This window comes from Leclercia sp. W17 (assembly GCF_003336325.1).
Taxonomy (GTDB): domain Bacteria; phylum Pseudomonadota; class Gammaproteobacteria; order Enterobacterales; family Enterobacteriaceae; genus Enterobacter.
This window is the reverse complement of the sequence record NZ_CP031101.1, coordinates 491,643-517,222: the sequence shown is the minus strand read 5'-3', so window position 1 is coordinate 517,222 and position 25,580 is coordinate 491,643. Positions and strand designations below refer to the sequence as shown.

The 25,580-nt window shown below is 56.1% G+C and carries 19 protein-coding genes; 10 read left to right on the top strand and 9 right to left on the bottom strand.

Annotation, left to right across the window (positions count from 1 at the left end; genetic code table 11):
• Window positions 1-7: 7 nt before the first annotated feature.
• Together holC and DVA44_RS02590 are read left to right on the top strand one after the other, a co-directional pair.
• Window positions 8-451: a DNA polymerase III subunit chi gene (gene holC, locus DVA44_RS02595; protein WP_103177201.1), complete on the top strand. Its 444-nt coding sequence runs from the start codon at window positions 8-10 to the stop codon at window positions 449-451.
• Window positions 451-3,306 carry a valine--tRNA ligase gene (locus DVA44_RS02590; RefSeq protein WP_103824941.1) on the top strand — a complete coding sequence of 952 codons (2,856 nt, stop codon included), beginning with the start codon at window positions 451-453 and terminating at the stop codon, window positions 3,304-3,306. The genes holC and DVA44_RS02590 overlap by 1 nt, the downstream gene beginning before the upstream one ends.
• 64 nt (window positions 3,307-3,370) lie before the next feature.
• On the opposite strand, the gene DVA44_RS02585 is transcribed toward DVA44_RS02590, so the two are convergent.
• Window positions 3,371-4,546 carry a YjgN family protein gene (locus DVA44_RS02585; protein ID WP_114385662.1) on the bottom strand — a complete coding sequence of 392 codons (1,176 nt, stop codon included), beginning with the start codon at window positions 4,544-4,546 and terminating at the stop codon, window positions 3,371-3,373.
• A gap of 176 nt (window positions 4,547-4,722) precedes the next feature.
• On the opposite strand from DVA44_RS02585, the gene DVA44_RS02580 reads away from it, so the two are divergent.
• Complete coding sequence (locus DVA44_RS02580) at window positions 4,723-5,226, top strand: GNAT family N-acetyltransferase (RefSeq protein WP_114385661.1); 504 nt, start codon at window positions 4,723-4,725, stop codon at window positions 5,224-5,226.
• 82 nt (window positions 5,227-5,308) lie between these two features.
• Complete coding sequence (locus DVA44_RS02575) at window positions 5,309-6,328, top strand: NAD(P)-dependent alcohol dehydrogenase (protein ID WP_114385660.1); 1,020 nt, start codon at window positions 5,309-5,311, stop codon at window positions 6,326-6,328.
• Window positions 6,329-6,414: 86 nt separating this feature from the next.
• Here the strand turns inward: DVA44_RS02575 and DVA44_RS02570 are convergent, their stop codons facing one another.
• Window positions 6,415-8,055, bottom strand: coding sequence for a dihydroxyacetone kinase subunit DhaK (locus tag DVA44_RS02570; RefSeq protein ID WP_114385659.1), 1,641 nt, complete (start codon window positions 8,053-8,055; stop codon window positions 6,415-6,417).
• Between the two features lie 137 nt (window positions 8,056-8,192).
• Here DVA44_RS02570 and DVA44_RS02565 point away from each other — a divergent pair, with 137 nt between their 5' ends.
• Window positions 8,193-9,695: a helicase HerA-like C-terminal domain-containing protein gene (locus DVA44_RS02565; protein ID WP_114316576.1), complete on the top strand. Its 1,503-nt coding sequence runs from the start codon at window positions 8,193-8,195 to the stop codon at window positions 9,693-9,695.
• On the opposite strand, the gene DVA44_RS02560 is transcribed toward DVA44_RS02565, so the two are convergent.
• Window positions 9,672-10,616: a TIGR01212 family radical SAM protein gene (locus tag DVA44_RS02560; RefSeq protein ID WP_114385658.1), complete on the bottom strand. Its 945-nt coding sequence runs from the start codon at window positions 10,614-10,616 to the stop codon at window positions 9,672-9,674. The two genes, DVA44_RS02565 and DVA44_RS02560, sit on opposite strands and share 24 nt — an antisense overlap.
• A 681-nt stretch (window positions 10,617-11,297) precedes the next feature.
• Here DVA44_RS02560 and gltB point away from each other — a divergent pair.
• On the top strand, window positions 11,298-15,758 hold the full coding sequence (gene gltB, locus DVA44_RS02550; protein ID WP_139157120.1) for a glutamate synthase large subunit: 4,461 nt from the start codon (window positions 11,298-11,300) through the stop codon (window positions 15,756-15,758).
• A 9-nt stretch (window positions 15,759-15,767) separates the two neighbouring features.
• Window positions 15,768-17,186 carry a glutamate synthase subunit GltD gene (gene gltD / locus DVA44_RS02545; RefSeq protein WP_114385655.1) on the top strand — a complete coding sequence of 473 codons (1,419 nt, stop codon included), beginning with the start codon at window positions 15,768-15,770 and terminating at the stop codon, window positions 17,184-17,186.
• An 80-nt stretch (window positions 17,187-17,266) separates the two neighbouring features.
• On the opposite strand, the gene sspB is transcribed toward gltD, so the two are convergent.
• The 5 genes from sspB to zapE all read right to left on the bottom strand — a co-directional run bounded on the left by sspB (window position 17,267) and on the right by zapE (window position 20,955).
• On the bottom strand, window positions 17,267-17,758 hold the full coding sequence (gene sspB, locus DVA44_RS02540; RefSeq protein ID WP_114316573.1) for a ClpXP protease specificity-enhancing factor: 492 nt from the start codon (window positions 17,756-17,758) through the stop codon (window positions 17,267-17,269).
• Between the two features lie 5 nt (window positions 17,759-17,763).
• Window positions 17,764-18,402, bottom strand: a complete 639-nt coding sequence (sspA, locus tag DVA44_RS02535) for a stringent starvation protein SspA (protein WP_103177214.1) — start codon at window positions 18,400-18,402, stop codon at window positions 17,764-17,766.
• Window positions 18,403-18,714: 312 nt separating this feature from the next.
• The gene (gene rpsI, locus DVA44_RS02530; RefSeq protein ID WP_003860436.1) at window positions 18,715-19,107 is read right to left on the bottom strand and encodes a 30S ribosomal protein S9; all 393 of its coding nucleotides are present in this window, start codon (window positions 19,105-19,107) and stop codon (window positions 18,715-18,717) included.
• Window positions 19,108-19,122: 15 nt separating this feature from the next.
• Window positions 19,123-19,551, bottom strand: a complete 429-nt coding sequence (gene rplM / locus DVA44_RS02525) for a 50S ribosomal protein L13 (RefSeq protein ID WP_024551131.1) — start codon at window positions 19,549-19,551, stop codon at window positions 19,123-19,125.
• A gap of 279 nt (window positions 19,552-19,830) precedes the next feature.
• Window positions 19,831-20,955 (bottom strand): cell division protein ZapE, encoded by a 1,125-nt coding sequence (zapE, locus tag DVA44_RS02520; protein WP_114385654.1) that lies wholly within the window; start codon window positions 20,953-20,955, stop codon window positions 19,831-19,833.
• A gap of 190 nt (window positions 20,956-21,145) precedes the next feature.
• Here zapE and zapG point away from each other — a divergent pair, with 190 nt between their 5' ends.
• The 3 genes from zapG to degS all read left to right on the top strand — a co-directional run bounded on the left by zapG (window position 21,146) and on the right by degS (window position 24,238).
• Window positions 21,146-21,544, top strand: coding sequence for a Z-ring associated protein ZapG (zapG, locus tag DVA44_RS02515; protein ID WP_103177216.1), 399 nt, complete (start codon window positions 21,146-21,148; stop codon window positions 21,542-21,544).
• A gap of 170 nt (window positions 21,545-21,714) precedes the next feature.
• On the top strand, window positions 21,715-23,082 hold the full coding sequence (gene degQ, locus DVA44_RS02510) for a serine endoprotease DegQ (protein ID WP_114385653.1): 1,368 nt from the start codon (window positions 21,715-21,717) through the stop codon (window positions 23,080-23,082).
• Window positions 23,083-23,170: 88 nt separating this feature from the next.
• A complete protein-coding gene (gene degS / locus DVA44_RS02505) occupies window positions 23,171-24,238 on the top strand; it encodes an outer membrane-stress sensor serine endopeptidase DegS (RefSeq protein WP_103180994.1) in 1,068 nt (355 codons plus the stop codon).
• A gap of 69 nt (window positions 24,239-24,307) precedes the next feature.
• Here the strand turns inward: degS and mdh are convergent, their stop codons facing one another.
• The gene (gene mdh, locus DVA44_RS02500; RefSeq protein ID WP_114385652.1) at window positions 24,308-25,246 is read right to left on the bottom strand and encodes a malate dehydrogenase; all 939 of its coding nucleotides are present in this window, start codon (window positions 25,244-25,246) and stop codon (window positions 24,308-24,310) included.
• Window positions 25,247-25,580: the final 334 nt, after the last annotated feature.

Here is a 25,580-nt window from a genome sequence, read left to right as displayed (position 1 = left end):
CCCATATATGAAAAACGCAACGTTCTATCTTCTGGACAATGACACCCAACAGGATGGCTTAAGCGCCGTTGAACAACTGGTGTGTGACATTGCCGCAGAACGTTGGCGCGCGGGTCTTCGCGTGCTGATTGCCTGCGAAGATGAGCAGCAGGCCATCCGTCTGGATGAAGCGCTGTGGGCACGACCGCCGGAAAGTTTTGTTCCGCATAATCTGGCGGGAGAAGGACCGCGCGGCGGTGCGCCGGTGGAGATCGCCTGGCCGCAAAAGCGTAACAGCAGTCCACGCGATATTCTGATTAGCCTGCGCAGCGGCTTTGCAGATTTTGCCACCGCTTTCACAGAAGTGATAGACTTTGTCCCTCACGAAGATTCCCTGAAACAACTGGCGCGCGAACGCTATAAAGCGTACCGCCTGGCTGGTTTTAACCTGAATACGGCAACCTGGAAATAATGGAAAAGACATATAACCCACGCGATATCGAACAGCCGCTTTACGAGCACTGGGAACAGCAGGGCTATTTCAAGCCTAACGGCGATGAAAGCAAAGAGTCCTTCTGCATCATGATCCCGCCGCCGAACGTCACCGGCAGTTTGCATATGGGGCATGCCTTCCAGCAGACCATCATGGATACCATGATCCGTTACCAGCGCATGCAGGGCAAAAACACCCTGTGGCAGGCCGGTACTGACCACGCGGGTATCGCTACCCAGATGGTGGTTGAGCGTAAGATTGCCGCTGAAGAAGGTAAAACCCGTCACGACTATGGCCGCGACGCCTTTATCGACAAAATCTGGCAGTGGAAAGCGGAATCTGGCGGCACCATTACCCGTCAGATGCGCCGTCTCGGCAACTCCGTGGACTGGGAGCGCGAGCGCTTCACCATGGACGAAGGTCTTTCCAATGCCGTTAAAGAAGTGTTTGTCCGTCTGTATAAAGAGGACCTGATTTACCGTGGCAAGCGCCTGGTAAACTGGGACCCGAAACTGCGCACCGCCATCTCTGACCTGGAAGTGGAAAACCGTGAGTCGAAAGGCTCCATGTGGCACATCCGCTATCCGCTGGCCGATGGCGCAAAAACCGCAGACGGTAAAGATTACCTGATTGTCGCCACCACCCGACCAGAAACCCTGCTGGGCGATACCGGCGTGGCCGTTAACCCGGAAGATCCGCGTTACAAAGATCTGATTGGTAAATTTGTGGTGCTGCCGCTGGTGAACCGCCGTATTCCAATTGTGGGCGACGAACACGCCGACATGGAAAAAGGTACCGGCTGCGTGAAGATCACCCCGGCACATGACTTTAACGACTACGAAGTGGGTCGTCGTCACGCCCTGCCAATGATCAACATCCTGACCTTTGACGGCGATATCCGTGAAAGCGCAGAGGTGTATGACACCAAAGGCAATGAATCTGACGTTTACTCCAGCGACATTCCGGCTGAGTTCCAGAAGCTGGAGCGCTTCGCCGCGCGTAAAGCGATCGTTGCCGCTGTCGATGCCCTGGGCCTGCTGGACGAAATCAAGCCGCATGACCTGACTGTCCCTTATGGCGACCGTGGCGGCGTGGTGATCGAGCCGATGCTAACCGACCAGTGGTACGTGCGTGCTGACGTACTGGCGAAACCGGCTGTTGAAGCGGTCGAAAACGGCGACATCCAGTTCGTACCGAAGCAGTACGAAAACATGTACTTCTCCTGGATGCGCGATATTCAGGACTGGTGTATCTCCCGTCAGCTGTGGTGGGGCCACCGTATCCCGGCATGGTATGACAACGAAGGCAATGTCTACGTTGGCCGTACTGAAGACGAAGTGCGTCAGGAAAACAACCTGAGCGCGGACGTTGCCCTGCGTCAGGACGAAGACGTGCTGGATACCTGGTTCTCCTCCGCGCTGTGGACCTTCTCCACCCTCGGCTGGCCAGAAAACACCGATGCGCTGCGTCAGTTCCACCCAACCAGCGTGATGGTCTCCGGCTTCGATATCATCTTCTTCTGGATCGCCCGCATGATCATGATGACCATGCACTTCATCAAAGATGAAAACGGCAAGCCGCAGGTTCCGTTCCATACCGTCTATATGACTGGTCTGATTCGTGACGACGAAGGCCAGAAGATGTCCAAGTCCAAGGGTAACGTTATTGACCCACTGGATATGGTGGACGGTATCTCTCTGGAAGAGCTGCTGGAAAAACGTACCGGCAACATGATGCAGCCGCAGCTGGCTGAGAAGATCCGCAAGCGCACCGAGAAGCAGTTCCCGAACGGCATTGAGCCGCACGGTACCGACGCCCTGCGTTTCACCCTGGCGGCGCTGGCCTCTACTGGCCGTGACATTAACTGGGACATGAAGCGCTTGGAAGGTTACCGCAACTTCTGTAACAAGCTGTGGAACGCCAGCCGCTTTGTGCTGATGAACACCGAGGATCAGGATTGCGGCTTTAACGGCGGCGAAATGACCCTGTCCCTGGCAGACCGCTGGATCCTGGCTGAATTCAACCAGACCATTAAAGCGTTCCGCGAGGCGCTGGATAACTATCGCTTCGATATCGCGGCAGGCATTCTGTACGAATTCACCTGGAACCAGTTCTGCGACTGGTACCTGGAGCTGACCAAGCCGGTCATGAACGGCGGCACTGAAGCGGAACTGCGCGGCACGCGCCATACGCTGATTACCGTTCTGGAAGGTCTGCTGCGCCTGGCGCACCCGATCATCCCGTTCATCACCGAAACCATCTGGCAGCGTGTGAAGGTCATTGCGGGTATCAATGCCGATACCATCATGTTGCAGCCGTTCCCGTCCTTCGATGCCACGCAGATTGATGAAGCCGCCGCATCCGATACCGAATGGCTGAAGCAGGCAATCATTGCGGTGCGTAATATCCGTGCCGAAATGAACATCGCCCCGGGCAAACCACTGGCGCTGTTACTGCGCGGTTGCAGCGAAGCGGCACAGCGTCGCGTGACCGAGAACAGCACCTTCCTGCAGACCATGGCGCGTCTGGAGAGCATCACCGTGCTGCCAGCCGATGATAAAGGTCCGGTCTCCGTGACCAAAATCATCGACGGCGCCGAGCTGCTGATCCCGATGGCAGGCCTGATTGACAAAGATGCTGAGCTGGCACGTCTGGCGAAAGAAGTGGCTAAAGTTGACGATGAAATTGGCCGTATCGAAAGCAAACTGTCCAATGAAGGCTTCGTTGCCCGTGCCCCGGAAGCGGTGATCGCCAAAGAGCGTGAAAAGCTGAACGGTTATGCACAAGCGAAAGCGAAGTTGATTGAGCAGCAGGCCGTAATCGCCGCGCTCTAATCGCACATACAGGCGGAACAAAAAAGCCGGAGTTCGCTCCGGCTTTTTTTATTCAGTTTCTATTTTAAATAACGAAACCACTGCACAAACGAGTCGTTACATTGGGTTCCGGCTGGCTCTCTTCAATGTCAGTAGACACACTATCCAGATCGCCAACAACAGCAGTATTCTCAGCCAGATAACGTAATAAACCAATTTTTGCCCATGGATAAGCCAGCCCCAGCGTTATAGCCGACAGGAAAACTAAACCTAAAAGGCGCGGAGCCATTCCAGAGAATGTCAGCGTAGAGCGGAATCGAATGCTTTCCCCCAGTACCAGATTATTCATGGCAAGATTACGTAAAGCGCCCCAAAGATACGCCTTCGATAAAACGGCGCCGATCCCCAGAACGAGATAGCAAAAAACAACCCAGCCTGAATTTGTCAATATATATCTCTCCGCTGTACTGCCATTGCATATACCCAGCATACAGCTCGTCATCATCCCGGAAAAAAGGGAAACCAGTACCCAGATAATGAATAAAATAAAGGGGATCATTATTGCCGTGGCACATAAAAAAATAATGATGCAACGTTTGCTACTAATCAAAATGCTGAATGTATTTGCGCCAAATGAGAGACCATTCCCTATTAACTCCATTAAATGGCTATAAACGAGACCATAAATGACACTGCTTGCCACAAAAATGAGCAGCAATACTACAGCGGCGCGAAATAGCATATCGCTGAGACTCATTGGATCCCTGACAATCAGACTCAACATCACCGTCACCAGCGCGGCCATCACCACAGGCATCCCAATCATCACCCACCATGCACGAAATGCAGACGTTTGAAAATTAAAATGGATGGAATTGAGTGACGTCATCATGAGGTGATAGCTGATCCCCTTTACGATCATAAACGGCAGAGCCAGCAAGATAAAAAGCAGTGTACCGACACCTTCGGCATCCGGGATAATGAAGAGTTGCGCCAGCGATACCAGCGTTAACACGACCAGGATGAAAAGCCAACTGAGCAGGATCGTGCCGCCACGCGCCCTGTAGGCAAAACGCGCCCCTTTTAGCTCCATGTTCTCACAGATATAGCGCCGCGTACGCACCAACGCCCAGGGAATAAATATGCCGAATGTAATAATCGATAAAATGACATTAACTAAACAGATAATAAAATAGGGTTTAACCTGCCCATGAAATATAAAATGTTGCGTGTTATTATGTTGCCCTGATAGTGCACTCATAAATATATCGTCCTTGTATTTTTAATAACAAATAAAAATCCAGCCTTGCTAGAACAAACAAAAGGATATATTGATTTCCGTTTCGTCAGCAATACATTAAACACGTACCTTGCGCCATTAAAAAAATAGTGGTATTAAAGAAACGTATAGTTTTCTGAATTGAAATTGAGTTATTTATGAATCTTGTTGCGCCAAAGACCGCCTCGCTACGCCGCCTCTCTGCGCAGGATAATGCCGCGATAGCCGCTGTTATCCGTCAGGTTTCCGCAGAATATGGCCTGACCGCCGATAAAGGCTACACCGTGGCCGACCCTAATCTGGATGAACTTTTTCAGCTGTACAGCCAGCCGGGTGCAGCCTATTGGGTGGTTGAGCAAGAGGGTCAGGTCGTAGGTGGAGGTGGGGTTGCGCCATTAGTTTGCAGCGAACCCGATATCTGCGAGCTGCAAAAAATGTATTTCCTGCCCGTTGTCCGTGGACAAGGCCTGGCGAAAAAACTGGCATTACTGGCGATGGATCACGCCCGCACTCAAGGTTTTAAACGCTGCTATCTTGAAACCACTGCCTTCCTGACCGAAGCCATCAGGCTGTACGAGCATCTCGGCTTTGAGCATATCGACCAGCCACTGGGCTGTACCGGCCATGTTGATTGCGAAGTGCGAATGCTGAAAACGCTGTAACCTCTCTCCTGCCCCCTTCTGTTAAGCGGTTGTAAACTGAATGCTCTACACTCTCAGTTCAACACCACGAAGGGGAAAACTGATGTCAAAGATAAAAAGCTACGCCGCACCGCAGGCGGGTGCAGAGCTTGAGCTGTACGAATACGATGCAGGCGAGCTGAAAGCAGAAGACGTCGAAGTGCAGGTGGATTACTGCGGCATTTGCCATTCCGACCTGTCGATGATCGATAACGAATGGGGCTTTTCACAATACCCGCTGATTGCCGGTCACGAAGTTATCGGTCGCGTTGTTGCCCTGGGCGATGCCGCGCAGGATAAGGGGCTGAAAATTGGTCAGCGCGTGGGCATTGGCTGGACTGCCCGTAGCTGTGGTCACTGTGATGCTTGTATCAGCGGCAACCAGATCAACTGTCTGGAAGGGGCCACACCTACCATCCTGAACAACGGCGGCTTCGCCGACAAACTGCGCGCCGACTGGCAGTGGGTCATTCCTCTCCCTGAGCAGATGGATATTGAATCTGCGGGTCCGCTGCTGTGCGGTGGGATCACGGTCTTCAAACCGCTGCTGATGCACCACATCACCGCCACCAGCCGCGTAGGGGTGATTGGCATCGGTGGTCTGGGCCACATTGCCATTAAGCTGCTGCATGCGATGGGCTGTGAAGTGACCGCCTTTAGCTCAAACCCGGCCAAAGAGCAGGAAGTGCTGGCGATGGGTGCTGACAAAGTGGTCAACAGCCGCGATCCCGAGGCGCTGACCGCCCTGGCGGGACAGTTCGATCTGATCATCAACACCGTAAATGTCGATCTCGACTGGCAGCCCTACTTTGAAGCGCTGGCCTATGGCGGAAACTTCCATACCGTCGGTGCCGTGCTGAAGCCGCTCCCGGTTCCCGCCTTTACGCTGATCGGTGGCGATCGCAGCATCTCCGGATCTGCAACGGGCACACCGTACGAGCTGCGCAAACTGATGAAGTTTGCCGGCCGCACCGGAGTCGCGCCGACCATCGAGATGTACCCGATGTCGAAAATCAACGAAGCGATCCAGCATGTCCGTGACGGCAAAGCCCGTTACCGTGTGGTGTTGAAAGCGGATTTTTGACGTGAATGTGCCGGGTGGCGGCTACGCCTTACCCGGCCTACATGTGCTTTGTAGGCCCGGTAAGCGTAGCGCCACCGGGCGTTTCTCTACAATCGCACCAGAGCCGCAAACACCTCGGCAACCGCAACCGCGCCAGGATCGGCAACACCCTGCAGATTCTCTTTATTCACATACGATGAACGCCCCGCCCCGGCTTTGCCCATGCTCGTCGTGGCATCAGCCCCCTCTTTTGCCGCCCTGACGGCAGCCTGAAGCCCCTCTTTCTGCCACGCTTCCAGCGCGGGCTGCAGCGCATCAATCAGCGTACGATCCCCCAGTTCGGCACCGCCATAGTGCTTCATTTGCGCAAGCCCGGTCAGCAAGGCATCCGGCAGGGGCTTACCGCTACGCAGCCCCTCCCCGGCGGCGGTAAAGAAGATCGACATCAACACCCCGCTTGAACCACCCATTACCGTCGCCAGCCGCTCACCCACCAGCAGCAACAGCTGCGGCAGATCGTTCAGCGGCAGGCGATCTTCTTCCAGCCATTGCGCAATGTCCCGCGCGCCTTGCGCAAAGGTCGAACCGGTATCGCCATCACCCACTTTCGCGTCCAGGGCGTTAAGGCGGTTTTCCAGGGCGATTAACCGCTCCGCCACCGCAGCGACGTGCTGCGCCACATGCGCATTTGCCGACGGGGTAAACTCTACGCTATCGTGCAGCGGAGTGTGCGTTAACGTACGCAGCGGCGCAAAGGCGACGGGCTTTTGCCAGCCCAGCGTCTCCACCGGGGCGTTCAGCGCCTGCTCAAATGTCGCGTTCAGCTTCAGCAGCGATAACGAAAAGCCTTTCATGTCCAGCGAGCTCACCAGCGGTGCCGGGCCAATCAAATACGCAATCTGATCCTTCAGGGCGGAATGCGCCAGCTCTTTGGTCAGCAGCGCCATCTCCAGGGCCGACACGCCGCCAAGGTTATTGATAAGCACCGCCAGTCGTCCCTCCCCCGCCTGCGCCAGCAGCGGTTGCACCAGCGTATCGATAATCTCCCTGCTGTTTTGCGTCTCCACCACCGATGCCCCGGGCTCGCCGTGGATCCCCAGCCCCAGCTCGACATGGCCTTTTTTGATGCGCCCCTCTTCATCATCGCTGCCCGGCAGGTTGCAGGTTTGCATGGCCACACCCAGGCTCCAGAGATTTTCGCAGGCCTGGCGGGCCATATCGCGTACCTCGTTTAGCGACTTGCCCTGTTCGGCGGCATACCCGGCGATCTTATGCACCAGCGCAGTTCCGGCGATGCCACGCGGCTGCTTGTTATCCGGCAAGGCAATATCATCGGCCACGATCACCATCTCCACTTTGAGCCCGTAGCGTTTGGCCTTTTCTGCCGCGAGGCCAAAGTTGAGACGATCCCCGGTGTAGTTTTTGACGATCAGCAGACAGCCACGATCGCCCGTGACGGCCACAATGGCGTTCAGCACCGCCTCGACGCTAGGGGACGCAAACAGATCGCCGCAGACGGCCGCGGTCAGCATCCCTTTACCAACAAAGCCCGCATGCGCCGGTTCATGGCCGGAGCCCCCGCCGGATATCACCGCCACGCGACTTTTATCCCAGTCGGCGCGCACCACCACGCGGATAGCCGGATCGATATCCAGTCTGGCGAGATTGCCGTGCGGGGCAGAGATGAGCATCCCTTCAATGGCATCATTCACCAGCTGTTTGCGGTCGTTAAAGAAGAATCTGGACATAGCTTTCCAATATGTTGTTAACCGTATGCAAAAGCATAGTCCGCGCTGCGTAATGCGCCGCAAACTAAGAAATTGACACATTCATTTTGCCGTCAGGTTGCCTATACTCCACGCAGGATTCCACGAGGATGCGCATCATGAGTACACCCCTGCTGATTGCCCGGACGCCAGACACTGAGCTGTTTTTGCTGCCCGCGATGGCAAACCGTCATGGCCTGATCACCGGTGCAACGGGCACGGGGAAAACGGTGACGTTGCAAAAGCTGGCCGAGTCATTTTCCACTATTGGCGTGCCGGTGTTTATGGCTGACGTGAAAGGCGATCTCAGCGGCGTTGCCCGGGAGGGAGCCGCATCGGATAAGTTACTCGAACGGCTGAAGAATATTGGCGTGACCGACTGGCAACCGCAGAGCAACCCGGTGGTGGCGTGGGATATTTTTGGCGAGCGCGGCCACCCGGTACGGGCGACCGTTTCCGATCTCGGCCCGCTGCTGCTGGCACGTCTGCTCGATCTGAACGAGGTGCAGACCGGCGTGCTGAACATTATCTTCCGCATTGCCGACGATCAGGGGCTGTTGCTGCTCGATTTCAAAGATCTGCGGGCCATTACGCAGTATATCGGCGATAACGCCAAAGCCTTCCAGACGCAGTACGGCAATATCAGCCCCGCCTCTATCGGCGCTATCCAGCGTGGCTTGCTCTCCCTGGAGCAGCAGGGAGCCGAGCACTTCTTTGGCGAGCCGATGCTCGATATCAAAGACTGGATGCGAACCGACAGCAACGGCAAAGGCATTATCAACATCCTGAGCGCGGAAAAGCTCTACCAGATGCCGAAGCTCTACGCGGCCAGCCTGCTCTGGATGCTCTCAGAGCTCTATGAACAGCTGCCGGAAGCGGGCGATCTGGACAAACCGAAGCTGGTCTTTTTCTTCGACGAAGCCCATCTGCTGTTCAACGATGCGCCACAGGTGCTACTGGATAAGATCGAGCAGGTGATCCGCCTGATCCGATCTAAAGGGGTGGGCGTCTGGTTTGTTTCGCAAAACCCGGCCGATATTCCTGATAACGTCCTGGGCCAGCTGGGTAACCGCGTCCAGCACGCCCTGCGCGCCTTTACGCCGAAAGATCAGAAAGCGGTCAAAGCCGCAGCGCAGACCATGCGCGCTAATCCGGCCTTTGAGACCGAAGCGGCCATTCAGGCGCTGGGTACCGGCGAAGCGCTGATCTCCTTTCTCGATGCCAAAGGCAGCCCATCCATGGTGGAGCGCGCGATGGTCATTGCACCCCACTCCAGAATGGGGCCGATTAGCGACGACGAGCGTAACGGGCTGATCAACCATTCCCCGGTTTACGGTAAATATGAAGATCAGGTGGACCGGGAGTCCGCGTTTGAGATGCTGCAAAAAGGGGTGCAGGCCACCACAGAGCAGCAGCAGGCGCCAGCCGCTAAAGGCCAGTCCGTGGCGGTCGATGAGGGCATTCTCGGCGGGTTAAAAGAGATTCTGTTTGGCAGCACCGGGCCGCGCGGCGGTAAACGCGACGGGGTGGTGCAAACCATGGCGAAAAGCGCGGCACGTCAGGTGACGAATCAGATTATCCGCGGTGTGTTGGGCAGTTTACTGGGCGGACGCCGGAGATAGCGTGGGCACCCAGGGTGTGCCCAGGGCCGAGCCCTGCACGCCCTGCTCGTTCAGATAGCGGTCCAGCTCCACCATCCCCGTCCAGCGATTCTCACACCACAGCGGTGCCAGCAGCGTTGGACGACGGGCGCTGGCGGAGATGCGGTGATAGACCACTTCCGGTGGTGTATGGCGAATCATCTCCCCGGCGGTGAGAACATACTCGTCCAGCTCAATCCCGTTCAGCCGCCCGGCTTCCCACGATTTCGCCATAATGCTGCCTCTGACGATATGCAGCGGGTGCAGCTTGATGCCATCCACGCCGGTCTCTACCACGCTGTGCAGGGTTTCCAGTGCGTGATGCCGCCCTTCTCCCGGCAGGCCGACAATAAGATGGGTACAGACCTTCAGCCCGCGCTCGCGCGCCAGCCGGGTGGTCCGCTGATAGCAGGCAAAATCATGACCACGGTTGATGCGATGCAGGGTTTTATCGTGGGCGGTCTGCAATCCCAGCTCCAGCCAGATCTCGTACCCCTGCTCTTTATATTCGCTGAGCAGATCGAGTACCGCTTCCGGTACGCAGTCGGGGCGTGTACCGACGCAGAGCCCGACGATATTCGCCTGGCTCACCGCCTGTTGATACATCGATCGCAGCACCTGCACTTCAGCCCAGGTGCTGGTATAAGCCTGAAAATAGGCCAGATACTGCTTCGCCCGGTTAACCCGCGTCGACTGATAGGCAAGCTGCGCAGCGATAGACTGATGCTGTTGCGCTTCGTCAGCAAAAGAGGCCACATTACAGAAGGTACAGCCGCCGCGTCCGATAGTGCCGTCGCGGTTCGGGCAGCTAAACCCCCCGTGCAGCGACAGCTTATGAACCTTTTGCCCGTAACGGCGCGAAAGATCCCCACCAAACATATTGACTAATTTCTGTAACTGCATAATCTGTTAGACCGCCCCGTTGAAAGGGGACAAGCCTGCCATTTATAACCGCCGTCGGCGATGACCTGGATCAATCGCCCCGGTGCGCTTTTATCTTTTGAATAATTAACCAGGATAATTGCAATTTCATGCATCGCCCGCTTAATTACTTTTCCTTATGTTCTGATGGTTTTTTTCATTTATATCGTCTTCGCTGAAAAACAGTGACATCATGCGGGCTTTTCTGGCATGGCAGCATTTAATCCTGCTTAAATCGCACTATTTAGCATGCTACAGCGATAATACCGCTTTCATATAGTGAGTCAGATCACACTCCCCAAAAGCCCACAGCAAGGTTACAGTGATGTGAAAGCAGTTAAATATCTATATGAATCAAATAATTAACCTTACTGTAGCACATATTTGGATAAATAAGATTGCCATTTGACCTGTGTACAGATTCCCGATAAGTTGGAAATCCGCTGGAAGCTTTCTGGATGAGCAGCCTGCTCATCATATTTATGCAGTAATTGAGATTCCCTCTGAAGCAAGTCCTCAAACTTGTTTACCTGCGCGAAAAGGATATTAAGAGGGCGAATGCGAGGTACGCGTATGAAGCGCAAACCCCGTCGCCATGCTCTTTCTGTGCCTGTGCGCCACGGTTCAGTGGGAAGCCCGACGAGCCTGGGGAGGTTCACTGATATGTTGTACGATAAATCCCTTGAGAAGGATAACTGTGGTTTCGGCCTGATCGCCCACATAGAAGGCGAACCTAGCCACAAGGTAGTGCGTACCGCTATACACGCACTGGCCCGTATGCAGCACCGTGGCGCTATCCTTGCGGATGGTAAAACCGGCGACGGTTGCGGTCTGCTGCTGCAAAAACCGGATCGTTTCTTCCGTATCGTGGCGGAAGAGCGCGGCTGGCGTTTAGCCAAAAACTACGCTGTCGGCATGCTGTTCCTGAATCAGGACGCTGAAAAAGCCGCCGTATCACGCCGCATCGTCGAAGAAGAACTTCAACGTGAAACCCTCTCTATTGTCGGCTGGCGCGATGTGCCAACCAACGAAGGGGTGCTCGGTGAAATCGCCCTCTCCTCGCTGCCTCGTATCGAGCAAATCTTTGTCAACGCGCCTGCGGGCTGGCGTCCGCGTGATATGGAACGCCGCCTGTTTATCGCCCGCCGCCGCATTGAAAAACGTCTCCAGGACGATAAAGAGTTCTACGTTTGTAGCCTCTCGAACCTGGTGAACATCTATAAAGGTCTGTGTATGCCGGCTGACCTGCCGCGCTTCTACCTGGACCTGGCGGACCTGCGTCTGGAATCGGCCATTTGCCTGTTCCACCAGCGCTTCTCCACCAACACCGTACCTCGCTGGCCGCTGGCTCAGCCGTTCCGCTATCTGGCGCACAACGGCGAGATCAACACCATTACCGGTAACCGCCAGTGGGCCCGCGCCCGTACCTATAAATTCCAGACCCCGCTGATCCCGGATCTGCACGATGCCGCGCCGTTCGTTAACGAAACCGGCTCGGACTCCAGCTCCATGGATAACATGCTGGAGCTGCTGCTCGCCGGCGGGATGGATATCGTCCGTGCCATGCGCCTGCTCGTGCCACCAGCCTGGCAGAACAACCCGGATATGGATCCGGAGCTGCGCGCCTTCTTCGACTTTAACTCCATGCACATGGAGCCGTGGGATGGCCCGGCCGGTATCGTCATGTCCGACGGTCGTTTTGCTGCCTGTAACCTCGACCGTAACGGTCTGCGTCCGGCGCGCTACGTCATCACCAAAGACAAGCTGATCACCTGTGCCTCCGAAGTGGGCATCTGGGATTACCAGCCTGACGAAGTGGTGGAAAAAGGCCGCGTTGGCCCTGGCGAGCTGATGGTCATCGACACCCGTGGCGGCCGCATCCTGCACTCCGCGGAAACCGACAACGATCTGAAGAGCCGTCACCCGTATAAAGAGTGGATGGAGAAAAACGTCCGCCGTCTGGTGCCGTTCGAAGATCTGCCAGATAACGACGTGGGCAGCCGCGAGCTGGATGACGATACCCTCGCCAGCTACCAGAAACAGTTTAACTACAGCGCGGAAGAGCTGGACTCCGTTATCCGCGTACTGGGTGAAAACGGCCAGGAAGCGGTCGGCTCTATGGGTGACGATACCCCGTTTGCCGTGCTCTCCAGCCAGCCACGCATTATTTACGACTACTTCCGTCAGCAGTTCGCGCAGGTGACCAACCCGCCGATCGACCCGCTGCGTGAAGCCCACGTAATGTCGCTGGCGACCAGCATCGGTCGTGAGATGAATGTCTTCTGCGAAGCCGAAGGCCAGGCGCACCGTCTGACCTTTAAATCGCCGATTCTGCTCTACTCCGATTTTACCCAGCTGACCACCATGCAAGAGGAGCACTACCGCGCCGACACGCTCGATATCACCTTCGACGTGACCGAAGCGAACCTCGAAGAGACGGTGAAAGCGCTGTGCGATAAGGCCGAACAGATGGTGCGTAACGGTACCGTTCTGCTGGTGCTGTCCGACCGTAATATCGCGAAGAACCGTCTGCCGGTTCCGGCGCCTATGGCGGTGGGGGCAATCCAGACCCGCCTGGTGGAGAAGAGCCTGCGCTGCGACGCCAACATCATTGTTGAGACCGCAAGTGCGCGCGACCCGCACCACTTTGCCGTGCTGCTGGGCTTTGGTGCGACGGCGATCTACCCGTACCTGGCCTACGAAACGCTGGCAAAACTGGTCGACACCAACGCCATCGAAAAAGATTACCGTACCGTGATGCTGAACTACCGTAACGGCATCAACAAAGGTCTGTACAAGATCATGTCCAAAATGGGCATCTCGACCATCGCCTCTTACCGCTGCTCGAAGCTGTTCGAAGCGGTCGGTCTACATGATGATGTCGCCGATCTCTGCTTCCAGGGTGTGATCAGCCGTATCGGCGGGGCGGGCTTCAGCGACTTCCAGCAGGATCTGCTGAACCTCTCCAAACGCGCCTGGCTGGCACGTAAGCCGCTGGATCAGGGCGGACAGCTGAAGTACGTGCACGGCGGCGAATATCACGCCTATAACCCGGACGTGGTGCGTACCCTGCAACAGGCTGTCCAGAGCGGCGAGTACAGCGATTATCAGCAATATGCTGAGCTGGTAAACAACCGCCCGGCGGCCACGCTGCGTGACCTGCTGGCGCTGAACCCGGGTGACGAGGCGGTGAGCATCGACGACGTAGAGCCTGCGTCTGAACTGTTCAAACGCTTCGATACCGCTGCGATGTCCATCGGTGCGCTGAGCCCGGAAGCCCACGAGGCGCTGGCTGAGGCGATGAACAGCATCGGCGGCAACTCTAACTCCGGCGAAGGCGGTGAAGATCCGGCGCGCTACGGCACCAATAAAGTGTCGCGTATCAAGCAGGTTGCGTCCGGTCGCTTCGGTGTGACCCCAGCGTACCTGGTCAACGCCGATGTGATTCAGATTAAAGTCGCTCAGGGTGCAAAACCGGGCGAAGGCGGCCAGTTACCGGGTGACAAAGTGACCCCGTACATCTCCAAACTGCGCTACTCGGTACCGGGCGTGACGCTGATCTCCCCGCCGCCGCACCACGATATCTACTCTATCGAGGACTTAGCGCAGCTGATTTTCGACCTGAAACAGGTCAACCCGAAAGCGATGATCTCCGTGAAGCTGGTTTCCGAACCGGGTGTCGGCACCATCGCCACCGGCGTGGCAAAAGCCTATGCGGATCTCATCACCATCGCCGGTTATGACGGTGGTACCGGCGCAAGCCCGCTCTCCTCCGTGAAGTATGCGGGCTGTCCGTGGGAGCTGGGCCTGGTGGAAACCCAGCAGGCGCTGGTGGCTAACGGCCTGCGCCACAAGATCCGTCTGCAGGTGGATGGCGGCCTGAAAACCGGCCTCGACATCATTAAAGCGGCGATTCTGGGTGCGGAAAGCTTTGGTTTCGGTACCGGCCCGATGGTGGCGCTGGGCTGTAAATACCTGCGTATTTGTCACCTGAACAACTGCGCAACCGGTGTTGCTACCCAGGACGAGAAGCTGCGTAAGAACCACTATCACGGTCTGCCGTTCAAAGTGACCAACTACTTTGACTTCATCGCCCGCGAAACCCGCGAGCTGATGGCGCAGCTGGGCGTGACGCGTCTGGTGGATCTGATTGGCCGTACCGACCTGCTGAAAGAGCTGGACGGGTTCACGGCTAAACAGCAGAACCTGAAGCTCTCCCGCCTGCTGGAAACGGCTGAGCCGCATCCGGGCAAAGCGGTCTACTGCACCGAGAACAACCCGCCGTTCGACAATGGCGTGCTGAACGCGCAGCTGTTGCAGCAGGCGAAGCCGTTTGTGGATGAGAAGCAGAGCAAAACCTTCTGGTTTGATATTCGCAACACCGACCGTTCCGTAGGCGCGTCGCTCTCTGGCTATATCGCGCAGACGCACGGCGATCAAGGCCTGGCTGCCGATCCGATTATCGCGCACTTCAGCGGTACCGCGGGCCAGAGCTTCGGCGTCTGGAACGCAGGCGGCGTTGAGCTGTACCTGACAGGCGATGCCAACGACTACGTTGGTAAAGGCATGGCGGGCGGTCTGCTGGCGGTACGTCCTCCGGTGGGCTCTGCCTTCCGCAGCTGTGATGCGAGCATCATCGGCAACACCTGTCTGTACGGTGCTACCGGCGGTCGTCTGTTTGCAGCAGGCCGTGCGGGTGAGCGTTTTGCGGTACGTAACTCCGGTGCCATCACCGTGGTGGAAGGTATCGGCGATAACGGCTGTGAATACATGACCGGCGGGATTGTCTGCGTACTGGGCAAAACGGGCGTTAACTTCGGTGCAGGTATGACCGGTGGTTTCGCCTATGTACTGGATGAAGACGGTGAGTTCCGCAAACGCGTGAACCCGGAACTGGTGGAAGTGCTGGAGGTTGATAGCCTGGCGATCCACGAGGAGCACCTGCGTGGTCTGATTACCGAGCACGTGCATCATACCGGTTCCGTACGCGGCGAAGAGATCCTGGCGAACTGGCCGGCGTTCTCTGCGAAATTCGCGCTGGTTAAACCGAAGTCCAGCGATGTTAAAGCCCTGTTGGGTCACCGTAGTCGTAGCGCAGCAGAGCTGCGTGTGCAGGCGCAGTAAGGAATTCAGATGAGCCAGAATGTTTACCAGTTTATCGACCTGCAGCGTGTGGATCCGCCGAAGAAGCCGCTGAAGATCCGTAAAATTGAATTTGTTGAAATTTATGAGCCGTTTTCCGAAGGCCAGGCCAAAGCACAGGCAGACCGTTGCCTCTCCTGCGGCAACCCGTACTGCGAGTGGAAATGTCCGGTGCATAACTACATCCCGAACTGGCTGAAGCTGGCTAACGAAGGACGTATTTTTGAGGCCGCCGAGCTCTCTCACCAGACCAACACCCTGCCGGAAGTGTGCGGCCGCGTCTGCCCTCAGGACCGTCTGTGTGAAGGTTCCTGCACCCTGAACGACGAGTTCGGTGCGGTGACCATCGGTAATATCGAACGCTATATCAACGACAAAGCGTTTGAGATGGGCTGGCGCCCGGACATGACCGGCGTACGTCAGACTGACAAACGCGTGGCGATCATCGGTGCCGGTCCGGCAGGGCTGGCCTGTGCCGACGTGCTGACCCGCAACGGCGTGAAAGCGGTGGTGTTTGACCGTCATCCGGAGATCGGCGGTCTGCTGACCTTCGGCATCCCGGCCTTCAAACTGGAAAAAGAGGTGATGACCCGCCGCCGTGAAATCTTCACCGGTATGGGCATTGAGTTCAAACTCAATACCGAAGTGGGCCGTGACGTGCAGCTCGACGATCTGCTGAAAGATTACGACGCCGTGTTCCTGGGCGTGGGCACCTATCAGTCGATGCGTGGCGGGCTGGAGAACGAAGAGGCGCCAGGCGTATACGACGCGCTGCCGTTCCTGATTGCCAACACCAAGCAGCTGATGGGCTATGGCGAAACCGCCGACGAGCCGTTTGTGAGCATGGAAGGCAAGCGCGTTGTGGTGCTGGGTGGGGGCGATACCGCGATGGACTGCGTGCGTACCTCCATTCGTCAGAATGCGGCACACGTTATCTGTGCCTACCGTCGTGATGAAGAGAACATGCCGGGCTCTAAACGCGAAGTGAAAAACGCGCGTGAAGAGGGCGTGGAATTCCAGTTCAACATCCAGCCACTGGGTATTGAAGTGAATGCCAACGGTAGGGTGAGTGGCGTGAAGATGGCGCGTACCGAGATGGGTGCGCCAGATGCCAAAGGCCGTCGCCGCGCCGAGATTGTGGCCGGTTCTGAGTTTGTGATCCCGGCTGATGCGGTGGTGATGGCATTTGGTTTCCGTCCACACAGCATGGAGTGGCTGGCGAAACACAGCGTCGAGCTGGATTCTCAGGGCCGCATCATCGCCCCGGAAGGCAGCGACAACGCCTTCCAGACCAGCAACCCGAAAATCTTCGCCGGTGGCGATATCGTTCGCGGTTCAGACCTGGTGGTGACCGCCATTGCCGAAGGCCGTAAAGCGGCTGACGGCATCATGAACTACCTCGAAGTGTAAACAGGCCCGGCGGGATTGACTCCCGCCGAACCGTTAAAGAGGGGTTTACGGGACAAAAAAAAGGGCCATCAGGCCCTTTTTTATTTCACAACGCGAAGCGATGGACGCCCACCGCGTGGTGGCGGCGTGTCGTCTGGATCATCATCGTGATCGGGCTTATCGCCATCGATAATCGACATGACCGGTTCGCTTTCACTCTCGGTCGCGCCATGTTCATCATTGAGGCTGGCAACGTCTTCATCATAAGCCGCTTCCGGCTCAAACATGGTGCCCGCGCCGTTTTCCCGTGCGTAAATAGCCAGTACAGCGGCCAGCGGCACAGAAACCTGACGCGGAACGCCGCCAAAGCGGGCGTTGAAGCGAACTTCGTCGTTCGCCAGCTCAAGACCACCCACCGCGCGCGGCGCAATGTTCAACACAATTTGCCCGTCACGTGCATATTCCATAGGAACCTGCACGCCCGGTAACGTCACATCCACTACCAGGTGCGGCGTGAGCTGGTTATCCAGCAGCCATTCATAGAAGGCACGCAGCAGATACGGACGGCGCGGAGAAAGCTGTGACATTTCCACAATGATTAACCCCGGCCGAGACGCATTTCACGTTCAGCTTCAGTCAGAGAAGCAAGGAAGGAGTCGCGTTCAAATACGCGCGTCATGTAGCCTTTGAGCTCTTTCGCGCCAGGACCGCTGAATTCAACACCCAGAGTTGGCAAACGCCACAGCAGCGGAGCCAGGTAGCAATCCACCAGGCTGAACTCATCGCTCAGGAAGAACGGACGCTGACCGAACACCGGTGCGATCGCCAGCAGCTCTTCACGCAGCTGTTTACGCGCAGCATCGGCTTCCGAAGAGGAACCGTTCGCAATGACGTTCATCAGCGTATACCAGTCTTTCTCGATACGCTGCATGTACAGACGGCTTTCCCCACGCGCAACCGGATAGACCGGCATCAGCGGCGGATGCGGGAAACGCTCATCCAGATATTCCATAATGATACGGGATTCCCACAGGGTCAGCTCACGATCCACCAGCGTTGGTACGCTCTGGCTTGGGTTGAGATCAATAAGATCCTGAGGCGGGTTATCCTTTTCCACATGCTCGATCTCAAAACTGACACCCTTCTCGGCCAGCACGATACGAACCTGATGGCTATAAATGTCAGTAGGACCAGAAAACAGCGTCATTACCGAACGTTTGTTGGCAGCGACAGCCATGAAAACCTCCAGGTATATTCAGAATTTTTACTGCTACCGGCCATACAGGCCAGCCAGATGTTTTGTTGCCCATCCCAGGGAATTTCTACTCTTGTTCAAAAAGAGAACAAAAATCGAGCATTCACCATTATTTGGGCAGAAAAGTGGATGATAGTTTACCAGATTTTGCGACCTTTGTGGTGAGGGTATTCTGGAAATGCGGAAAAAGAGGTCAGAAAGGGCCTCTGGACGTGGATGCGTTGAGCATGAACCATAAAAAAACCCGCCGAAGCGGGTTTTTCGCAAATTGTTGTCTGCCGAAGCAGAAAGCAATTAACGCTTGGAGAACTGTGGACGACGACGTGCTTTACGCAGACCCACTTTCTTACGTTCAACCTGACGAGCGTCACGAGTAACGAAGCCAGCTTTACGCAGTTCAGAACGCAGGGATTCGTCGTACTCCATCAGAGCGCGGGTGATACCGTGACGGATCGCACCTGCCTGACCGGAGATACCACCACCTTTAACGGTGATGTACAGATCCAGTTTTTCTACCATATCAACCAGTTCCAGCGGCTGGCGAACTACCATGCGGGCAGTTTCACGACCGAAGTATTGTTCCAGAGAACGCTGGTTGATTACGATTTTACCACTGCCCGGTTTGATGAACACGCGAGCGGCGGAGCTTTTGCGGCGACCAGTGCCGTAGTATTGATTTTCAGCCATTGCCTATAATCCCGATTAGATGTCAAGAACTTGCGGTTGCTGTGCCGCGTGGTTGTGCTCGTTACCTGCGTAAACTTTCAGTTTACGGTACATAGCACGACCCAGCGGGCCTTTTGGCAGCATGCCTTTAACCGCGATTTCAATCACACGCTCAGGACGGCGGGCAATCATCTCTTCAAAGGTCGCTTGTTTGATACCGCCGATGTGGCCGGTGTGGTGATAGTACACTTTGTCAGTACGCTTGTTGCCGGTTACAGCAACTTTGTCAGCGTTCAGAACGATGATGTAATCACCGGTATCGACGTGCGGAGTGTATTCCGCTTTGTGCTTACCGCGCAGGCGACGAGCCAGTTCGGTAGCCAGACGGCCCAGAGTTTTACCGGTCGCGTCAACAACATACCAGTCGCGTTTTACGGTTTCTGGTTTAGCTGTAAAAGTTTTCATTAAAAGCTTACCCAAATAAATAAGTTACACGTTGGTGAACACCCAAACGTTTAGTAGTTGAGGTTCACACGACATTGTCCAGCAAACCTACCCCTTCGAATAGCCTATGCCGGCGCAGAGAAAGTTTTGGGAAAAAAACCTTCTTGTAACGTGGGGTCGCAAGATTATAGAGAAGTCAGGGGTAAAGATCGACCCTTAATTGTGATTTGAAGCGGGTTTTTCCAGGGGCGGGAAAAGCGCGGTCTGTTGCCCTCTCCCACGGGGAGAGGGTGGCATTTATTACGGCATATGCTCGCGCTTCAGATACTCTTCGCTTTGCATCTCCTGCAGGCGCGACAGGCAGCGCTGGAACTCAAACTTCAGCCGCTCCCCCTGATAGATCTCATATAAAGGCACGGCTGCGCTCACCACCAGCTTGACGTGGCGTTCGTAGAACTCATCCACCAGCGCGATAAAACGTCGGGCTTCGCTCTCCATCAAGGTGGTCATCACCGGCACCTCAAACAGCATCACCGTATGGAACAGGCGCGAGAGCGCAATATAGTCATGCTGGCTGCGGGCATCGACACAGAGGGTGGCAAACGACACGGCGAGGGTCTGGTTGACGACGCCCAGCGTTTGCAGCGGACGATGGTTTACCTCCAGCACCGGGGCGTTACCCCGCTCCGCGCCGGCAAGCGCAAGCCACAGCTTGTCCATCTGCTGTTGCGTGTCGTCATTCAACGGCGAAATCCACAGATGGGCCTGGGTCAGCGTACGCAGACGGTAGTCGATGCCAGCATCCACATTCATGATGTGACAATGCTCTTTAATCGCCGCGATAGCAGGCAGGAAGCGGGCACGTTGCAGGCCGTTACGGTAGAGATCATCTGGCGGAATGTTTGACGTCGCCACCAGGGTGATACCCCGGTCAAAGAGCGCCTTCATTAATCCGCCCAGCAGCATGGCGTCGGTAATATCCGAGACAAAAAACTCATCGAAGCAGAGCACATCGGTTTCGGCTTTAAAACGCTCGGCAACGATATCCAGCGGATCGCTCTGCCCCTGCAGGGCCGTCAGCTCTTCATGCACCCGCAGCATAAAGCGGTGAAAGTGCAGACGCTGCTTACGCGTCCCCGGCAGGCTCTGGTAAAAAAGATCCATCAGCCAGGTTTTGCCGCGCCCGACGCCCCCCCACATATATAAGCCGCGCACTGGCGTGACGCTCTGCGGCGCTTTCTTGCCCAACAACCGTCCAAATGCGGCTTTTAACCCACCGGAAGGCGCAGCTTCGGCTGGCCGGGCCGTCAGCTCATGCCAGATGCCGTCCAGACGGCTTACCGCTTCACGCTGTACCTCATCTGGCTGGTGGGAGCCCTCGCTCAGGGCCTGTTGATAACGCGATGTAGGGGAGAGACTTTGCATAATGTTATTGTTATTCCTTCAATTAATACCCGTCAGATTGCTCAGTTGACGAAAAAAAGGCCGTTCTACAGTACGCGATGATGCGGCGGGATTCCACTTCTAAGGAAATAGCGGTTATAGTGGCATAATCAGGCCCTGGCATGGAGCCGAGCCAACACCCTACGGAACCACAAGACAACGGGAGAAGTTCATGACCTGGGAATATGCGCTAATTGGTTTAGTCGTCGGCATCGCTATCGGCGCCGTGGCCATGCGTTTTGGTAATCGCAAATTGCGTCAGCAACAGGCGTTGCAGTACGAACTGGAAAAGAACAAAGCGGAACTGGACGAGTATCGTGAAGAGCTGGTCAGCCACTTTGCTCAGAGCGCCGAGCTGCTGGACAACATGGCGCATGACTACCGTCAGCTTTATCAGCACATGGCGAAAAGCTCCAGCAGCCTGCTGCCGGAGATGAGCGCGGAAAACAATCCGTTCCGTAACCGTCTGGCCGAGTCCGAAGCCAGTAACGATCAAGCGCCTGTACAGATGCCACGTGACTACTCCGAAGGGGCTTCCGGCCTGCTGCGCGGTGGCGCAAAGCGCGACTAATCGCAGATCGAAAATAAATTTTACGGGCGCAGCCTTTGCGCCCGTCCTTTCTTCCTGACCCCAGCTATTATTTAGTCAAACACCTCATTGTTCAGCGTTTTAAAATTCAATAACATCAGTCTGTTTCAGGGCCGTTATCCCTTCATTCCAGGTTGCGAGAGCCAGCATAAATGAACAAAAAAAATCAGCTGTTGAGCGCGTTAGCATTGAGTATCGGTTTATCCCTGTCGGCCTCGTATCCGCTGGCCGCCGCACTTCCTTCGCAGGTTCCCGGCGAGGCCGCCCTGCCGAGCCTGGCGCCAATGCTGGAGAAAGTCCTGCCCGCCGTCGTGAGCGTACAGGTCGAAGGCACTGCGGTGCAGAGCCAGCGTATTCCGGAAGAGTTGAAAAAGTATTTTGGCGATGAGGCCCCTGACCAGCAGGGACAGCCCTTTGAAGGTCTGGGCTCCGGGGTCATCATCGACGCCGCGAAAGGCTATGTCCTGACCAATAACCACGTCATCAGCCATGCCGATAAAATCAGCGTGCAGATGAATGATGGCCGGGAGTTTGATGCCAAACTGATTGGCGGTGACGATCAGAGCGACATCGCCCTGCTGCAGTTGCAAAACCCAACCGGCCTGACGCAAATCGCCATTGCTGATTCCGACAAGCTGCGCGTCGGCGATTTCGCGGTGGCGGTGGGTAACCCCTTCGGCCTCGGCCAAACCGCCACCTCGGGCATTATCTCCGCGCTGGGCCGCAGTGGCCTGAATCTTGAAGGGCTGGAAAACTTTATCCAGACCGACGCCGCCATTAACCGGGGTAACTCCGGCGGCGCGCTGCTGAACCTGAACGGCGAGCTGATTGGCATTAACACCGCCATTCTGGCCCCAGGCGGCGGTAGCGTCGGGATTGGCTTTGCCATTCCCAGCAACATGGCCCGCACGTTGGCCCAGCAGCTGATTGAGTTTGGCGAAGTGAAACGTGGCCTGCTGGGTATTAAAGGCACGGAGATGAGCGCGGATATCGCGAAAGCGTTCAACCTGAACGTGCAGCGCGGCGCCTTCGTCAGCGAAGTGTTGCCGAATTCCGGTTCCGCAAAAGCGGGCGTGAAATCCGGGGACGTGATTGTCAGCCTGAATGATAAACCGTTAAGCAGCTTTGCCGAACTGCGCTCGCGCATCGCCACTACGGAGCCGGGTGCGACGGTTAAACTCGGCATTTTGCGTGACGGGAAGCCGCTGGATCTGCAGGTCACGCTCGATAAAAGCACCTCTTCTTCGGCCAGCGCAGAGATGATTGCTCCCGCGCTACAGGGGGCGACCTTAAGCGACGGGCAGTTAAAAGATGGCACCAAAGGCATCACTCTCGACAGCGTTGAGAAGAGCAGCCCTGCCGCGCAGGCTGGGCTTCATCAGGACGATGTGATTATCGGGGTGAACCGCGTTCGCGTGCAGTCTATCGCCGAAATGCGCAAGGTGCTGGAGAGCAAACCTACCGTTATCGCCCTGCAGATCGTGCGTGGTAACGATACGCTCTATATTCTGCTGCGTTAAGCCTGTGCCTGTCCGGACATCGCCCCGTGTGATGTCCGGATAAGTCATGTTATGCTGCTTGCGTTCTCCCTTTAACGACGCCCGTATCATGGTTTTTAAGCTCATTCGTTCGGTCGCCATCGGCCTGGTAGTAGGTGGCCTGTTACTGGCCGCGATGCCCTCTTTACGTCAGTTCAATCAGCTGGCTGCGCCGCAGTTCGACAGCGCAGATGAAACGCCTGCCAGTTATAACCAGGCAGTACGCCGCGCCGCCCCTGCGGTGGTTAACGTCTATAACCGTGGGCTGAACAGCACCAGCCATAATCAGCTGGAGATCCGCACCCTTGGCTCCGGGGTGATCATGGATGAACGCGGCTACATTATTACCAACAAACATGTGATCAACGATGCCGATCAGATCATCGTGGCGCTGCAGGATGGCCGCGTCTTTGAGGCACTGCTCGTGGGTTCCGACAGTCTGACGGATCTGGCAGTCCTCAAAATCAACGCCACGGGCGGCCTGCCCGTTATCCCCATCAACCGTAAGCGGACGCCGCATATCGGCGACGTGGTGCTGGCCATTGGCAACCCCTATAACCTCGGACAGACCATTACCCAGGGGATCATCAGCGCAACCGGGCGTATCGGCCTGAATCCATCCGGACGGCAGAACTTCCTGCAGACGGACGCGTCCATCAACCATGGCAACTCCGGCGGCGCGCTGGTGAACTCGCTGGGCGAACTGATGGGCATCAACACCCTCTCGTTTGATAAGAGCAACGACGGGGAAACGCCCGAAGGGATCGGCTTCGCCATCCCGTTCCAGCTCGCCAACAAGATTATGGATAAGCTGATTCGCGACGGACGCGTGATCCGCGGCTACATTGGCATTGGCGGGCGTGAGATTGCTCCGCTGCATTCTCAGGGTGGCGGAATCGATCAGATCCAGGGGATTGTGGTGAACGAAGTGACCCCTGGCGGCCCGGCGGCAGAAGCGGGTATCAGGGTTAACGACGTGATTGTCTCGGTGAACGGCAAACCGGCCGTATCGGCGCTGGAAACCATGGATCAGGTGGCGGAGATCAGGCCAGGCTCTATCATCCCGGTGGAAGTAATGCGTGATGATAAGAAACTGACCCTGCAGGTGACCATTCAGGAATACCCGGCCACCAACTGAGTTGGCTGGCATAAAAAAACCGGAGTCCATGCTCCGGTTTTTTTATTGCCCTGACGGGAAGCGCGTCGCTTACTTGTTAACGAACTCTTCGCCCAGAACGATATCGTTCTTCAGGGTTTCCAGCATGCCAGCCATCGCCTGCTGTTCAAACGCGCTCAGGGTGCCGATAGACTTACGCTCTTCGATACCGTTTTTACCCAGCAGCAGCGGCTGAGAGAAGAAGCGCGCGTGCTCGCCGTCACCTTCAACGTAAGCGCATTCCACCACGCCTTGCTCACCCTGCAGGGCGCGAACCAGAGAGAGACCGAAACGTGCCGCAGCCTGGCCCATAGAGAGGGTTGCAGAACCGCCACCCGCCTTCGCTTCCACCACTTCGGTGCCGGCGTTCTGGATACGTTTGGTCAGATCAGCCACTTCCTGCTCGGTGAAGCTCACGCCTGGGATCTGGGACAGCAGTGGCAGAATAGTCACGCCAGAGTGACCGCCGATAACCGGGATTTCGAGCTCGGTTGGCTGTTTGCCTTTCAGTTCCGCCACAAAGGTGTTGGAGCGGATGATGTCCAGCGTGGTCACGCCAAACAGTTTGTTCTTGTCATACACGCCCGCTTTTTTCAGCACTTCTGCCGCGATAGCCACAGTGGTGTTAACCGGGTTAGTGATGATACCGATGCAGGCTTTCGGGCAGGTAGTAGCAACCTGCTGAATCAGGTTCTTAACGATACCCGCGTTCACGTTGAACAGGTCGGAACGATCCATACCAGGCTTACGCGCCACGCCTGCGGAGATCAGCACCACGTCTGCGCCTTCGAGCGCCGGGCGAGCATCTTCACCGGAGAAGCCTTTGATTTTAACAGCCGTCGGGATGTGGCTGAGGTCTACCGCCACACCAGGTGTTACCGGGGCGATATCGTAGAGAGAGAGTTCTGAGCCTGCAGGCAGCTGAGTTTTCAGTAGTAGGGCAAGCGCCTGGCCGATACCGCCAGCAGCGCCGAGGACTGCGACTTTCATCCTAAACTCCTTATTATGGTGAGCTAACTTTCTGTTACTCCGTCGCGGCGACCTTAATTCAGCAGATCAATAATTACAATCGTGATGTATCAGGAATTAGCGGTCACGCGCTTTTCGCTTCTGCCGGAAAGCTATCGGGCGTTATGCGATAACTAAGCAACGAATCAAGAGGTGGTTACAATACACCCTCGCCAGCCACCAAAACAACATCAATTTGATAACATTTAATTTACTTTTAAGGTTATTTGCGAGGCGTGACGCAGGCATGTTCCTTGATAACGAATTTTGATAAAATCACTCCCTTTCATAACATTATTTCAGCCTAAGATTGGGC